Origin of the sequence: Flavobacterium qiangtangense, assembly GCF_042658345.1 — a bacterium.
GTDB classification, from domain to species: domain Bacteria; phylum Bacteroidota; class Bacteroidia; order Flavobacteriales; family Flavobacteriaceae; genus Flavobacterium; species Flavobacterium qiangtangense.
Genome location: NZ_JBHSQB010000009.1, coordinates 109,494 through 123,796 on the forward strand (window position 1 = coordinate 109,494; position 14,303 = coordinate 123,796).

Sequence of the window (14,303 nt, forward strand, 5' to 3'; positions counted from 1 at the left end):
TCAATTAACAAACCTAACAGGTTTTCAAAACCTGTTAGGTTTTTATAGTTTAATCAATTTCAATTGTCAAAAATCAAACACATATTAGTTTTCAGACTTTCCGCAATGGGTGACGTGGCGATGACAGTTCCTGTGATTCGGGCGTTTGTTTCGCAACATCCAGAAGTTCAAATCACGGTGGTTTCCCGACCGTTTTTCAAGCCTTTTTTTGACGGAATTCCGAATTTAAATTTCTTTTCAATTGATTTAAAAGAAAGGCACAAAGGTTTCTTCGGATTGCTCCAACTATATAAAGATTTAAATATGCTGAAAATTGACGCCGTTGCTGATTTGCACAATGTTTTACGATCTAAAATCATCAGAAATCTTTTCGCTTTAAGCGGAAAAAATACAGCGTTTGTCGATAAAGGAAGAGCCGAAAAGAAAGCGTTGACCAGAGCCGAAAATAAAATTTTTAAGCCGGTAACTTCAATGTTTGAAAGACATAAAAAGGTTTTTCAAGAGCTTGGGTTTGATATAAATCTAAATGATCCAATATTTCCGCTAGCGGCAAATCTTTCTTCAGAAATTCTAAATGTTACTGGAGAAAAGACTCAAAATTGGATTGGAATTGCGCCTTTTGCACAATATGATTCCAAAGTTTATCCGCAAGATTTGATGCAAGAAGTAATTGATAAATTAGGAGAAAATAACAATAACAAAATCTTCCTTTTTGGTGGCGGAAATAAAGAAATTGAGATTCTGAATCAATTCGCTTCCGGAAAAGTAAACGTAATTACAATTGCCGGGAAATTAAAATTTGAAGAAGAATTAAAGCTGATTTCCAACTTAGATGTCATGCTTTCTATGGATTCTGGGAATTCTCATATTGCTGCGATGTTGGGAATTAAAGTTGTAACGCTTTGGGGCGCGACACATCCTTACGCGGGATTTTTATCGTTTAATCAAACACTGGATTCTGCTTTAGTTTCCGACAGAGAAAAATATCCATTGCTTCCGACATCCGTTTACGGAAATAAAAAAGTGGAAGGTTATGAAGACGCGATGCGAAGTATTTCTGTGGAAAGTGTTGTGAAGAAAGTTATAGAAAATCTAACAAAATAACCGCAGATTCGCAGATTAAAAATTTTAAAAATCTGCGAATCTGCGGTAAAAATTACGCCTTCGGTTTCGATTTAAACTTTCTATATAGAAACCAAATCCCAAAACCAATTAAGATAAATGCCCAAAGATTGGCTATAAAAACAATGATTTCTTCCAAGATATGCCAGCCGGTTTTTAATCCGTCGAGCAATCTTACGCCAAGACCAGTCCTAAATTCTTCATTATCAGGATTCGTCACTTTTTCGCTTTTAATTTCTTCACGCTGATATAATTGCAGGCTTAAAGTGCTGAAATTCACTTGATCTTTCATTGACAAATTAGAAAGTTTTGCTTCATCAGATTCAGTTTGGCTATTGTGCAATCGATCTTCAGCATCAAGAGTTTCGCCTAATTTTTTGCCTCGATTTTGAATTGCTTCTTGAACACGCTGTTGATTCGCGCTGTTTCTGTTTTGCGAAAGTTGGTTTGACAACATTTGCAATGAAACATCGTCAGCTTTTATAATTCTGAAATCTAAATAGTCGATTTGTCGCGCGATTGTTTTTAAAGTCGTATCCAACATTGTATTTGGAACGCGGACAATCATATTGTTTTCGACATAAAAACGCGTGTTTTCAAGTAGAGAATCGTTGTTAATTTTGGTTGTGGAAGTATTTAAAATGTTGCTTCTTAATTCTGTGGAAGTTACAAATCCGCCAAATTTTGCGACTGTATTTTCGATAGAATAAGTCGATTGCGCAACATTTTTCACCTTGAATCGCAAGTCTGCGGTTCGTATAAATTTCCGATCAGATTTTGGATCAACAACTGCGGCGGAGGACGAAGCCATTTTCGCTTCTTTTGAAGAAGATTCTGCACTTTCGGACATTGCGGCTTCTTCTTGATTTTGATTTTGTTTGCAAGAGAAAATACTGGCTGATAATAGAACTACATAAAATAATTTTTGCAATTTCATATATTGTTGATTTTAAAGTGATAATCAAAAATATGTAAAATTTCTATTACTTTTTAAATTAATTGAAAAAGAGGATTCTAAAAAAATAACCGCAGATTCGCAGATTTTGAAATTATAACCTGCGAATCTGCGGTATATTAATCTTAAAGATAAATTTTATTAATTCTGCAAATTTCTTGAATATAGCTTTTCAAATTAGAAACCGTTTCTTGATAATCAGGAGCTTCGTAGCCAAAGCGCTCGTGTTCCATTTGCTCTTTTTCAAGCGCGTTGCAACCTTTCATCACTTCTTTCATCATGTCGAGAAGCACCAATTCTTTGTTGGCATTTTTCTCGAATTTCAAGTCAATGAGTTCTTCTTCAAGACTTTCGCAATATTCTAAAAGCGCTTCCACTTCTGGTTCGTCCAAAAGTGAAGGTTTGTTTTTAAAGAAATCGCGAGGTTTTTTCATCCGAAGAAATTTTTAAAATCGCTAAAACTAGACACTAATTACTGACTAAACGTCGTCGAAATCAATATAAATTTCTGCAGAAGTTGGGTGCGCTTGGCAAGTCAACGTCAATCCTTCGGCAATTTCTCTGTCGGTCAAGATTGAGTTTTTCTTCATTTCGGCAGTTCCAGAAACGATTCTTGCGATACAACTACTGCAGATGCCGCCTTGGCAAGAATATGGCGCGTCAATTCCTTGTTTTAATGCGGCATCAAGAAGCGTCATTTTTTGCGACATATCAAAAGTCGTCTCTTCATCGTCAACCATCACGGTCACTTTTGAATGTCCTTCAAGAGATTGGTCGATTTCATTTTCTTTGGTAGAAGTTGAAAATAATTCGAATTTAATATGTTTTTCGTTGATGTTATTTTCTTTTAAAACGCCGTTTACCGTGTTGATCATATCTTCTGGACCGCACAAATAAAACTTGTCAAATTCAAGAGAAGCGTGTTTGTTTTTCAAAACAAAATTCACGGCAGATTTTTCAATCCTTCCAAAGATTGAATTTTCTGCGCGCGCTTGACTGAACACAAAATGCACGAACAAACGTCCGGTATATTTCAATTGCAAATCGTGCAATTCTTGGTAAAAAATCGTGTCTTCGGGAGTTTTGTTTCCATAAACCAAAACAAAAGTGCTTTGTGGTTCTTTCTCCAAAACTGTTTTTATAATGGCCATAACCGGCGTGATGCCACTTCCGGCAACAAAAGCCGAATAATTTTTAGTTCTCTCCGGATTTGGTTCAAACGTGAATTTTCCCTCTGGAGTTCCCACCTCAATAACGTCTCCGGCTTTCAAGCTTTTGTTCGAAAAAGTCGAAAAAGCTCCGTTTGAAACTGCTTTGATGGCAATTCTCAGTTCGCCACTTTCTGGTGAAGAACAGATGGAATAAGCGCGACGAATTTCATTTCCGTCCAAAGTCAATTTTAAGTTGATGTATTGTCCGGCGATGAAATTATAGTTTGGCTGTAAAGCTTCGGGAACGTTGAAGAGAACCGAAACCGCATCTTTGGTCTCGCGTCTTACTTCTTTTATTGAGAGTTTATAAAATGTAGACATGCTTTATATTTTATGCAAAAGTAAGCAATCTGTTAACTTTTTTAAATAAGAATTCCTTAAAATTAATACATAGGAATATTATGTATAAGAAACTTATGTATATTTGTAATTCAAAATCGCATTTATGAAAAACTCGCAATTGTATAAAGGAAGCCTTAACACGATAATAATGAAGTTATTAGGTGAAAACGGGCGGATGTATGGTTATGAAATTACGCAGAAAGTAAAAGAGATTACCAAAGGCGAATTGAATATTACCGAAGGCGCGCTGTATCCGGCTTTGCATAAATTGGAAGCCGAAGGTTTGCTTGACGTGGAAATGGAAAAGGTGGATAATCGTGTTCGAAAATACTATAAATTAACCGAAAGTGGCCAGACAGAAACGGTAAACCGCTTGGCAGAACTCGAAGAATTTATCAGAAATATGCAAAGTATCGTGAATCCTAAACTAGCCTAATTATGAAGTTGAACGAAGAACAAATTAATGCAATAGACTTGTTTTTGGAACAATCAGGCGTGGTTTATGTTGATTATAAATTTGAAATTTTAGATCATATCGCGACAGAAGTCGAAGAATTGATGGCTGGAAAAGACTTAAGTTTTGAAAATTCATTGGACTTAATTTTAAAGAAATGGGAACCGAAACTTAAAAAATCTACTGCAAGCACTTTTGGGTATTTTTGGGAAATGCCCGAGATTTTGATGCAAAAAGCAAGGAAATTATATTGGAGAAAAATGATTTTGCTTTTTGGAACATCGTTTGTTTTTATGGGAATATTGCTTTTAATAAAAGAAGTTCTGGCAAAATTTACTAAGAACATTTGCTATTTACTCATTTCGATTCTAGCGATTCAATTCGTTGGATATATCAAGATAAGATTGAGCAGACAGAAAACCACTTTTGGGTTTTTATACAAGCAACAATTTTTTGCGTTTTTCTTTATGTATTTGATTCCCACATTTACTTTAAGTACTAACGAAAAACTTTTAGAAAAGTCTGCGAACGAGATTTTCCTGTAATTTTTATGATTGCAACGTTAATAATCGCACCAATTATGAATTTCAAATTTTACAACGAACATTTTGAACAATTAAAAAGAAACAAAAAACTTATTTAATCGAAATATGCAAAAAATTACTCAAGAACAAATCAAATTTATAGACAATTACCTGCAAAAATCAGATGTCATTTTCGTGGATATTCGGGCTGAATTAACCGATCATATTGCTTCTGCGGTGGAAGAAAAAATGGAAGTTGAAAATTTAGATTTTTATGATGCTTTCAAGGATTTTATGGTGCGTAATAAAAAACAGCTTTTGCGAAAAAAGAATAGCTTTTTGCCACCACTTTTCAGCTTTAGTAAAACACTTTATAAATGGTATAATCTGATCATTGGAGTTTTAATTATAGTCGTTTTTTATCTAATTTCTGAAGATAGTAATCAGCAAAATATCTTGAAAAAAATTCATCTAGGGTTATGGTATGGTATTTTAATTTTCACGATTTTACAAGGAATTTACACTTTTTTAATTATTAGGAAACGTTTTGCATACATTGAAAAAACTACATTTTGGTTGGTAATTATTTTTTATATAGATCAGCTTTTTAATGGAGCGTATAAAAACTTTTACGGAAATTTTTTTAGTGTAGGAATTACGCTTTTTTTGTTCATTGCATTTTTAATTTATTTTGCAAAAGCTATTTTAAAATTTAATCCGAAAATATTTGTGCGGTGAAATGGGAGAATATGAAATTTTAAAATAATCTGTAACATTTTCCAAACTTTTCCTACTTATTAATTAAACCAAACCAAAAAAATATGTTCAAAAAGTTTCTCTTTCTCGAATGGAAATCGTTTATCAGGTCGGCTTCCTTTGGGACAAATTTAGCCCTCAAAATTATCTTGGGCCTTGTGGCTTTTATGTATGCCGTCATCTTTCTCTTTGCAGGAGTCGGCGCTTTTTATGGATTAAAAGAAGCCAATCTCGATCCGCTTTTTGAAGTCAATAAATTTTTAATTTATTATTTGATTTTTGACTTGATGATTCGCTTGTTTCTGCAAAAAATTCCGGTGTTAAACATCAGGACTTTGCTGACTTTGCCGATAAAAAAAGCCACAATTGTCAATTTTTCTTTGGGTAAAACCATGCTTTCGTTTTTTAACTTGGTACATTCTTTTTTCTTTGTGCCGTTTTCAATCGTTTTGCTGATCGAAGGTTACGATCCTTTGCATGTGATTTTCTGGCATCTTTCAGTCATGGCGTTGGTATTTTCTAGTAATTTTTTGAACATTTTATTGAACAACAAAGATTATCTTTTTGTCATTTTTATCATAATTATTGCAGCACTCGGACTTGCAGAATATTATGGATATTTCAGCATTTCAGACCACACGGTTGGCTTTTTCCAGGGGTTATTTGAAACCAATTATTTATTCTTGATTCCGATATTTTTGGTGGTTGCACTTTACGTAATCACGTTTAATTTTTTCAAGAAAAACCTGCATCTTGATACCGGACTTTCGGCGAAACACGACATTGCAAAAACCGAAGAATTCGTTTGGTTAGACCAATTTGGGAACATCGGAACCTTCCTTAAAAACGACATCCGTTTGATCAAAAGAAATAAACGTTCAAAAACCACGATTTTCATGAGCGTGCTTTTCCTTTTTTATGGATTGTTGTTTTTCTCTGGCGGAATCGAAACTTACGATAATCCGATGATGAAAATGTTTGCCGGAATCTTCGTTTCTGGCGGATTTTTATTCACTTTTGGACAATTTGTTCCAAGTTGGGACAGTGCTTATTATCCATTAATGATGACGCAAAACATTCCTTATAAAGGATATTTGAACGCAAAATGGTGGCTGATCGTGATTGCCACAGGAGTTTCAACAATTTTAGCTTCATTTTATTTATATTTTGGCTTAGAAACATATCTAATTATTATTGCCGGTGCCATTTTTAATATTGGTGTAAACTCGCATTTGGTTTTGCTTGGCGGTGCTTATGTGAAAACGCCAATTGATTTAAGTTCAAGCAAAGGCGCTTTTGGCGATAAAAAAGCGTTTAACATAAAAACAATGCTGATTTCACTGCCAAAAATGTTTTTGCCAATGGTGGTTTATATCGCTGGATACAAGCTTATTAGTCCAAATGCAGGCCTGATTTTAGTAGCATCAATGGGAATTATTGGTTTTGCTTTCAGAAACAAAGTTTTTTCTATGATTGAAAAAATTTACAAGTCTGAAAAATACTCCACAATCAACGCTTATAAACAAAAAGCATAATTTAAACACAACAAAATCATGATACAAGTAAATCAATTATCAAAATCATATAACGGAAACAAAGTTTTAAATATCAATAACTTAGAAATTAAAAAAGGTGAAAGCTTTGGTTTAGTTGGGAACAACGGCGCTGGAAAAACCACATTTTTCAGCTTGCTTTTAGATTTAATCCAACCTTCAACGGGCTACATCAAAAACAACGGATTTCAAGTTAACGAAACTGAAAATTGGAAACCGTTAACGGCAGCATTCTTAGACGAAACTTTTTTAATCGGATATCTTACGCCAGAAGAATATTTTTATTTCATTGGAGATTTGCGCGGACAAAATAAAGCCGATGTTGACGCGTTATTGGCAAAACACACTGAATTTTTCAACGGAGAAATTTTAAACAGCAAAAAATACATCAGAGATTTTTCAAAAGGAAACCAAAAGAAAGTTGGGATTATCGCCACATTAATTGGTAATCCTGAAGTCATTATTTTAGACGAACCGTTTGCCAATTTAGATCCAACGACACAATTTCGTTTAAAGAAAATCATCAAAGATTTGGCTTCAGACCCAAATGTGACGATCTTGGTTTCCAGCCACGATTTGCAACATACAGTTGAAGTTTCAGACAGAATTGTCGCGCTTCACAAAGGCGAAGTTGTAAAAGATATTCAAACTTCGGCAGAGACATTGCAAGAATTAGAACAGTTTTTTGCAGTTTAACAAAATTAAAATCCCGCACTTGGCGGGATTTTTTCGCCTAAATTTTTTTTAAATAAATAAACGCTGTCCCAACCTTTTTATAGAAATACTGCTCTATGTAAAAAAGATATTGTGTTGCAAGAAAATTTTTTGCGTCAGAAATAGCTAAAAGCGTTGGTTTTTTTTAAAATAATTAAAAAAAACAATAAAAATTTTAGATGATTACGGTTTTACGTAATTGATGTTATAAAATTTATGATACATTTGCCTTACAAAAAATGAAAGAGGCAGTTTGTGAGCAACGCCACTAAAACTCAATCGACGCCATGAAAGGGTATTTTAACCATTTAACAAATATAATTTATGAAACAAAATTTTAAGAAGATTAAATTTCTCTTATTGCTGGTTATGGGATTCATATTTTTTTCGTGTACAACCGAAGAAGATGCGATACACCAGCACAACCATGACCAAAAAATCAGTATTGAAAAAATGCAATTTGCAGAATTGATGGAGATTGCAACTTTCAGCAGGGCGATAAGTAGAATTCCGAAGAAAAAAAAATGTCAATGCAACTAATGGGAAAACTGCTATGGAAGAGCAGTATGGATTTGAAATAGTTGACGTTCCGGTAAAGGTGATCAATTATGAAGGCGAAACGTATTACACTTTGTTGATAAATTCCGACGACAAAACTGATAATAAACTCGAAAACCTAGTTTTATATGCAGATCCAACAGGTGATTATCTTGGTTATATAGTTAAATATGGCATTGATAAAGATTTGGCTACGACAGAAGAGTCTGTTAAGCAAGCGGGTATAGAAGATACAAACGCATTAACTGCGGATGGTATAGAAAATTCTGATTTAAGTAAATTTGTGGTCATTTCATTTTTTTATTCGTTATGTGATGGGATTCCTTTCGACTGTGGAGGAAGTATCTGTGGCTATGGCTATTTTCATCAGACCATGTGGTTGCCGGATACTGGCGGTTCGGGTGGTGTAGGCGGTGGAACTTCAGCGGGTGGCAGCAGCAACAGCAGCGGCACAGCACCCACACCACCATGCCAAGGAAAAAATTGTCCTGATCCAATTATTACTGCGCCGGTGCTTGATGTAAGACAAGATGTTATTGCAGAAATTATTGAAGAAAGAATTAATGATAATCAATTGGATGATTGTGGAAAGGATATTTTAAATAAATTGAAAAATTTAACCCAAAATGATATTTCAACAATAATGTCTAAATTGGGAGAAACAAATTCAATTTATAATTTGAATATTATGAGCGAAACTCCTCTGACTGAAAATGCTTTAGCGGCGACTGATTGGAGTAGAAATTTAGAAGGAGAAATTATACCTTATAATTATACAATAAAAATTATACCACATGAAACTATGGTAAGTACAAATCTTGCTATCGCTGGAACAATGTTGCACGAAATCGTTCATGCTTATTTTTTAAGTTTAATAGATGACTGTAATCAAACTGGAAATTGTACTCAGTTAGCAACTTTTCCAGAATTGTGGAATTTCTATTTTTCGACAAAAAATCATAATCTGAATACAGATAATGCCTCTCAACATAATCAATTAGCTCAATCTTATGTGAAAATTATAGGTGCAGCATTACAGGAATTGATTACGGGTTATCCGCCAATAGGGCCTTTAGGAAGTCCAGATCAAGTTTATACCGATATAGCTTGGTATGGTTTAGATGGAACTATACCATATAGCAATTTACCAGAAACTGATAAAAATAGGATAAAATTTAGATTTGAAATGGTTGAGGTGCTAAATCAGAATGCTATAAATCTAAGTGGACAAACAATTATTCCTGTAGGATCAAGAAACTCTCCTTGCAATTAAAAAAGGAATCATGAAAAAAATATTTTTTATTTCACTATTGGCGTTTACTTCTTGTAATTCGAATAAGGTTCTTATGAATTATATGAATCAAGAAATGGAGAGAAATGATAGTTTTAAGATTGTAATGTATGAAAATAAAATTTCAGCAAATAAAACTCTAAATACATTGAGAGGACCTTTGTCAAACAGAATTACTTCAGGTCTTCCAACATCTTTAATTTTGAGTGATGCAGATTTTGCCATTTTATTTGAAAAATACAAAAATGATACACTAACTGAAAAATGGAATAAATCGGATTTTAAAAATATAGATGTAGAAATAATAAAGTCTGAAAATCTTTCAAGTGAATCAAATTTAAAAAACAAGACTATTGATGTGCTAAAAGTTAAAGAAAATTGGATGTACAAGAATGATTTGATTTATAGAGGATATCGATTTTTTTATATGCTTTCAAAGCCTTTATTTTTGAATGAAAATTTATTGGTTTTTTATTTTTCGAAATCTTCTGGATGGACTATATTATCTGCTGAGGTAGTAGTAATGGAAAGAGTAAATAAAAAATGGAAAGTGGTTGAAAGAGTAGAAACATCTGAAATCTACTAGTTTGTAATATTATAACTTAACCAATGTTTTTAAATGCATAATCTGAAAAAAGTTTAATGAATTATTTAGAAATGCAGTTTAACAAATTAAAATCCCGCACTTAGCGGGATTTTTTATTTATATCGCGAAGCCGTCCCAACCTTTTTGTGTAAATAAGACTCTATTGAAAATGAGAAGTTAGACTTGATACACGATGAAATATCAAGTATGATTATTACCGATCTAAATTAGAATTTGCCTTTTTAGAACAATATCAAAATCTTGGAGCATCAATGTATAAAGCGAATAACGATTTAACTAGCTGGACAAAACTCGAATTACAGCCAGAATCTGGCTATCTTCCTCCATTGTCAATAAAAGAAACTCCTTGCAATTAAATAAATTACTATGAAAAAATTATTATATATATCAATATCCATTTTATCGCTCAGTTGTAAAGCGCAGAATCCAGTTTATGATATTACCGATTTGCAACATCGGGTTGAAGATATTCATGGAGCCTACTATAAAGATATAAATAATCTCTTGAATCCATTTGAAGGGACTTATATATTTGAAAAAAATGAAAATTCTTTATTTAAAATAGTTTTGCAGAAAAAAATAATGTCGTCAATGAATGGTTATTTATTTGAAGATTTGATCATAGGCGAATATCAATATATTGAAAACGGCTTAGAAAAAGTGAACACATTAAATAAATTGGAAATTTATGATTCTAATAAAAGAAATCATAGTATAGACGGCAATCTAATTATTACCTTGGGAAGTGTTGGTTGTAATGACTGCCAACCAGGGGAAAAGGCTATTCGAGGAGGCTTAGTCGATGGTTCATCAAATTATACTGCTGATTTAATAATTAGGAGGATGATTGTAAACGGACAGTCGGCTATAAAAATTTGGGTTGGCTGGAGAACGGGCACTAGCATTTATGGTCAGCCAGCTCCTGCAAGTCCGAGTTTCAAAGGAACCTATTACACATTAATAAAGCAATAATTAACAAAACTGTAGTGTTAAACATAAATCATGAAAAAAATTATCGCTATTTTATTAATATTGGGATGCCATTGTGTGTATTCTCAAAACCCGCCGGTTACTTCTACAGTTGCAGTGTGTAGCGGAATTTCTTATGATGAGATTCCTCAAAACAGCTATTTCAAAGACATTTTTAACACATTTGATCCATTTGTAGGTACATGGGTGTACATAAACGGAAATCAAAAGGTTACTTTGAGTATCAAAAAAGTTACTAAAAAGTACTTCGCTGACAGAAAAATATATAAAGATTTTATAGTAGGTAATTACAGTTACTCCACAGATGGGGGCATTACTTATGTTGTCAACACCATCCCTCAATTTCTAAATACTAATACTGACTCGAACCCAATGTACTCTCCATGTGCAGAACCTAATTTAATAAATTTCGGTTTTATAGATGTTCTATTGGACAAGCATTTTTGCAAAGCAATTTTTGAATTTCTTTCAGGAAGCACGACTCAGGTGAAGCTTACTTTGCAAAATAAAGAGGGCCTTATTTCTTTAGTGCAACCAGGTGAACCACATCCTGTTTATAATCCTGATTTCACAATTCCAAATAACATAGTTTTGACGAAGCAGTAGTTCGAAAACAAAAGAAGATTTAATTATTGAAAAAAGAATTTATAAAAAACTGCAGCCTTAAAACTGCAGTTTTTATATTTTTTATAAATCTAATCTTATATAATACACTGACATTGTTCTATATAAATTAAAAGCAGAAAAGTTTTTTGTAATAAAAAAACTATATTTGTTTTTTGCACATTTTATGAAGAAATTACTTTTTGCCTTATTATTATTTTACAACGTTGCGTTTTCTCAAAATGCGGCCGGTGTTTGGTATTTTGGTACTCAAGCAGGAATAAATTTTAATTTGGGTGCAAATCCTGTAGCATTGCTCGATGGCCAGATGGAAACCTTTGAAGGATGTGCAACATTATGCACCGACTTTGGGACACTTTTATTTTATACAGACGGACTCAGAATTTGGAATAGGAACCATGTGGTAATGCCAAACGGAACAGGTTTACTCGGAGATTCCTCAAGCACGCAATCAGCAATCATTGTTCCCATGCCGGGAAGCACCACAAGATATTATATATTTACGGTTGATGAGTTAGCAAAATCAAACGGTTTGCGTTACAGCATTGTGGATATGACATTAGAAGGTGGTTATGGAGACGTGGTCACAAAAAATGTTTTGATGTTGACCCCAACTGCCGAAAAAATAAATGTTGTTAAACATGCAAATGACAACGATTATTGGGTAATCACACACAAATTTGATAGTAATGAGTTTTATAGTTATCCGCTGTCTGCATCGGGAATTGGTTTTCCTGTCATCAACGCTATTGGAGAAGTATTATCAGGAAGCACTCAAAATACATTGGGATATTTAAAGTCATCGCCAGACGGAAAATTCCTTGCTTCGGCAAATGCCAAACCTTACAGCAGTAATTTGCAATTATTTAATTTTAATACGGCAACAGGTGGAATGTCGCTGTTAAGCACAACCGAATTTGTGAATGCAATTAATGGAATTGGCGTTTATGGCGTAGAATTCTCGCACGACAGCAATTTGATGTATGCCACAAATGTTAATTATGGCACCAAAAAATCGCAATTATTTCAGTTTAATTTGACAACACAAACAGAAACAGCAATCAACAATTCAAAATTATTGCTGGGTGAATTTACCAGCAACAACGTTGATTTGGGAACTTTTGGAGCACTTCAATTAGCGCCAAACAAAAAAATATACATGGCCAGAAATGGTTCAAGTTTTATTGGAGCGATTAATAATCCTACGGTTTATGGAACCGGAAGCAATTTTGACCCAAATGCATTTTCACTCGGAACCAAAACTTCAAGTTATGGACTTCCAGCTTTTGTAACTTCGCTTTTTGATATTTCTTATCGCTTTTCAAATATTTGTTTTGGAGAACCAACGTTGTTTGAAATTCCGGAAAGTGATGTTGTTTTTACGTCAATAAGTTGGGATTTTGGCGATCCAACTTCACCGGCAAATACATCTAATTCTGAAAATCCTACACACGTTTTTACCGCGTCCGGAGAATTTTTGGTAACGCTGACTGTCCAAACAATCTCATCAACTAAAACATATACCAAAAGCGTGACCATCGTTGAGGTTCCAATAGCAAATCAGCCAACAAATTTCAGTGCTTGTTCTGATACCAATTTTGAGAGTTTTGATCTTACAGAAAAAGATCAAGAAATTTTAGGAACGCAATCTTCATTAAATTATCAAGTTCTTTATTTTGAAACTTTTGAAGATGCAGAAAATAACGAAAATCAGCTTCCAAATTTGTTTACAAATACCATAAATCCGCAGACAATTTATGCTAGAGTTCAAGCAGTTGGCGGCGGCGATTGTTTTGACATTACTGACTTTAAAATTAGTATAGACAAGAACCCAAAATTAGCAGACGATGCAACAATATTTTATTGTTTAAATACATTTCCAACAACCATTTCAATCAGCGCCGGAAACTTAAATCCTTCCACGCCATTAAGTTACCTTTGGTCAACTGGGCAAACTTCGCAGAATATCGCCATCAACGAACCCGGAATTTATACTGTTGAAGCAACAAACACTAATGGCTGTGCTGCAATGAGAACCATCACGGTTAATAGCTCAGAAATTGCTACAATAAATTATACTATTGAAGGAAGTTTAGGAAATTATAACCTTTTAGTAAATGCAACCGGAACCGGAAATTATCTTTACGCACTCGATGACGAAAACGGATTTTATCAATCAGAATTTATTTTTTATAATGTTTCACCAGGACAGCATACAGTATATGTAAAAGATGAAAAATGTGGCAGTACTCAGGCTAATTTTTCAGTAATTGGTTTTCCAAATTATTTTACGCCAAATTCTGATGGAGTTAACGATAGATGGAACATAATTGGAAATAGCGAAAGTGTTGAAACAATTAATATTTTTGACAGATATGGAAAGTTGCTTTTTAATTTTCCTTTCAATAAATATGGTTGGGACGGAACTTACAATGGAAAAAATCTTCCGGCAACCGATTATTGGTATCATGCAAAAATGAAAAGCGGAGAAGAAATACGTGGACATTTTAGCCTCTTGAGATAAAGATACAAAACTTGCAAATCATCAAAAAACCATCCTTTTTTTTCGCCATATCAAAAAGAAGCGTATTTTTACCAGTCA

At 33.6% G+C, this 14,303-nt stretch carries 15 protein-coding genes; 12 read left to right on the top strand and 3 right to left on the bottom strand.

All coding sequences use genetic code 11. The features are described from left to right. Positions 1–105: 105 nt before the first annotated feature. Entirely contained in the window at positions 106–1,104 is a 999-nt protein-coding gene (locus ACFPVY_RS12285) for a glycosyltransferase family 9 protein (protein WP_379792703.1), read from the top strand. A gap of 52 nt (positions 1,105–1,156) precedes the next feature. Here ACFPVY_RS12285 and ACFPVY_RS12290 read toward each other — a convergent pair whose 3' ends face one another. The 3 genes from ACFPVY_RS12290 to ACFPVY_RS12300 form a co-directional block, all read right to left on the bottom strand. After that, positions 1,157–2,059, bottom strand: coding sequence for a DUF4349 domain-containing protein (locus ACFPVY_RS12290; RefSeq protein ID WP_379792384.1), 903 nt, complete (start codon positions 2,057–2,059; stop codon positions 1,157–1,159). A 143-nt stretch (positions 2,060–2,202) separates the two neighbouring features. Beyond that, positions 2,203–2,511, bottom strand: a complete 309-nt coding sequence (locus ACFPVY_RS12295; RefSeq protein ID WP_379792385.1) for a hypothetical protein — start codon at positions 2,509–2,511, stop codon at positions 2,203–2,205. Positions 2,512–2,556: 45 nt separating this feature from the next. Further along, entirely contained in the window at positions 2,557–3,609 is a 1,053-nt protein-coding gene (locus ACFPVY_RS12300) for a 2Fe-2S iron-sulfur cluster-binding protein (protein WP_379792386.1), read from the bottom strand. A gap of 124 nt (positions 3,610–3,733) precedes the next feature. Between ACFPVY_RS12300 and ACFPVY_RS12305 the strand changes: the two genes are divergently transcribed. From ACFPVY_RS12305 to ACFPVY_RS12355, 11 genes are all read left to right on the top strand, one after another. Beyond that, positions 3,734–4,066, top strand: a complete 333-nt coding sequence (locus ACFPVY_RS12305; protein ID WP_379792387.1) for a PadR family transcriptional regulator — start codon at positions 3,734–3,736, stop codon at positions 4,064–4,066. 2 nt (positions 4,067–4,068) lie between these two features. Continuing rightward, complete coding sequence (locus ACFPVY_RS12310; RefSeq protein WP_379792388.1) at positions 4,069–4,629, top strand: hypothetical protein; 561 nt, start codon at positions 4,069–4,071, stop codon at positions 4,627–4,629. Positions 4,630–4,857: 228 nt separating this feature from the next. After that, on the top strand, positions 4,858–5,346 hold the full coding sequence (locus tag ACFPVY_RS12315; RefSeq protein ID WP_379792389.1) for a hypothetical protein: 489 nt from the start codon (positions 4,858–4,860) through the stop codon (positions 5,344–5,346). 83 nt (positions 5,347–5,429) lie between these two features. Continuing rightward, positions 5,430–6,899 carry a DUF5687 family protein gene (locus tag ACFPVY_RS12320; RefSeq protein WP_379792390.1) on the top strand — a complete coding sequence of 490 codons (1,470 nt, stop codon included), beginning with the start codon at positions 5,430–5,432 and terminating at the stop codon, positions 6,897–6,899. Between the two features lie 18 nt (positions 6,900–6,917). Next, complete coding sequence (locus ACFPVY_RS12325) at positions 6,918–7,613, top strand: ABC transporter ATP-binding protein (RefSeq protein WP_379792391.1); 696 nt, start codon at positions 6,918–6,920, stop codon at positions 7,611–7,613. 342 nt (positions 7,614–7,955) lie between these two features. After that, entirely contained in the window at positions 7,956–8,171 is a 216-nt protein-coding gene (locus ACFPVY_RS12330) for a hypothetical protein (RefSeq protein ID WP_379792392.1), read from the top strand. A gap of 13 nt (positions 8,172–8,184) precedes the next feature. Further along, a complete protein-coding gene (locus tag ACFPVY_RS12335) occupies positions 8,185–9,462 on the top strand; it encodes a hypothetical protein (RefSeq protein ID WP_379792393.1) in 1,278 nt (425 codons plus the stop codon). Positions 9,463–9,472: 10 nt separating this feature from the next. Further along, the gene (locus ACFPVY_RS12340; protein WP_379792394.1) at positions 9,473–10,066 is read left to right on the top strand and encodes a hypothetical protein; all 594 of its coding nucleotides are present in this window, start codon (positions 9,473–9,475) and stop codon (positions 10,064–10,066) included. A 387-nt stretch (positions 10,067–10,453) separates the two neighbouring features. Next, complete coding sequence (locus ACFPVY_RS12345) at positions 10,454–11,059, top strand: DUF6705 family protein (RefSeq protein ID WP_379792395.1); 606 nt, start codon at positions 10,454–10,456, stop codon at positions 11,057–11,059. Between the two features lie 30 nt (positions 11,060–11,089). Then, positions 11,090–11,683, top strand: a complete 594-nt coding sequence (locus tag ACFPVY_RS12350) for a DUF6705 family protein (RefSeq protein WP_379792396.1) — start codon at positions 11,090–11,092, stop codon at positions 11,681–11,683. A 184-nt stretch (positions 11,684–11,867) separates the two neighbouring features. Next, on the top strand, positions 11,868–14,225 hold the full coding sequence (locus tag ACFPVY_RS12355; protein ID WP_379792397.1) for a T9SS type B sorting domain-containing protein: 2,358 nt from the start codon (positions 11,868–11,870) through the stop codon (positions 14,223–14,225). Positions 14,226–14,303 lie beyond the last annotated feature (78 nt).

Coding starts and splice junctions, on each gene's coding strand:
- ACFPVY_RS12340 (WP_379792394.1), top strand. CDS start 9,473: ATGAAAAAAATATTTTTTATTTCACTATTGGCGTTTACTTCTTGTAAT.
- ACFPVY_RS12305 (WP_379792387.1), top strand. CDS start 3,734: ATGAAAAACTCGCAATTGTATAAAGGAAGCCTTAACACGATAATAATG.
- ACFPVY_RS12300 (WP_379792386.1), bottom strand. CDS start 3,609: ATGTCTACATTTTATAAACTCTCAATAAAAGAAGTAAGACGCGAGACC.
- ACFPVY_RS12285 (WP_379792703.1), top strand. CDS start 106: ATGGGTGACGTGGCGATGACAGTTCCTGTGATTCGGGCGTTTGTTTCG.
- ACFPVY_RS12345 (WP_379792395.1), top strand. CDS start 10,454: ATGAAAAAATTATTATATATATCAATATCCATTTTATCGCTCAGTTGT.
- ACFPVY_RS12290 (WP_379792384.1), bottom strand. CDS start 2,059: ATGAAATTGCAAAAATTATTTTATGTAGTTCTATTATCAGCCAGTATT.
- ACFPVY_RS12335 (WP_379792393.1), top strand. CDS start 8,185: ATGGAAGAGCAGTATGGATTTGAAATAGTTGACGTTCCGGTAAAGGTG.
- ACFPVY_RS12310 (WP_379792388.1), top strand. CDS start 4,069: ATGAAGTTGAACGAAGAACAAATTAATGCAATAGACTTGTTTTTGGAA.
- ACFPVY_RS12350 (WP_379792396.1), top strand. CDS start 11,090: ATGAAAAAAATTATCGCTATTTTATTAATATTGGGATGCCATTGTGTG.
- ACFPVY_RS12315 (WP_379792389.1), top strand. CDS start 4,858: ATGGAAGTTGAAAATTTAGATTTTTATGATGCTTTCAAGGATTTTATG.
- ACFPVY_RS12330 (WP_379792392.1), top strand. CDS start 7,956: ATGAAACAAAATTTTAAGAAGATTAAATTTCTCTTATTGCTGGTTATG.
- ACFPVY_RS12295 (WP_379792385.1), bottom strand. CDS start 2,511: ATGAAAAAACCTCGCGATTTCTTTAAAAACAAACCTTCACTTTTGGAC.
- ACFPVY_RS12325 (WP_379792391.1), top strand. CDS start 6,918: ATGATACAAGTAAATCAATTATCAAAATCATATAACGGAAACAAAGTT.
- ACFPVY_RS12320 (WP_379792390.1), top strand. CDS start 5,430: ATGTTCAAAAAGTTTCTCTTTCTCGAATGGAAATCGTTTATCAGGTCG.
- ACFPVY_RS12355 (WP_379792397.1), top strand. CDS start 11,868: ATGAAGAAATTACTTTTTGCCTTATTATTATTTTACAACGTTGCGTTT.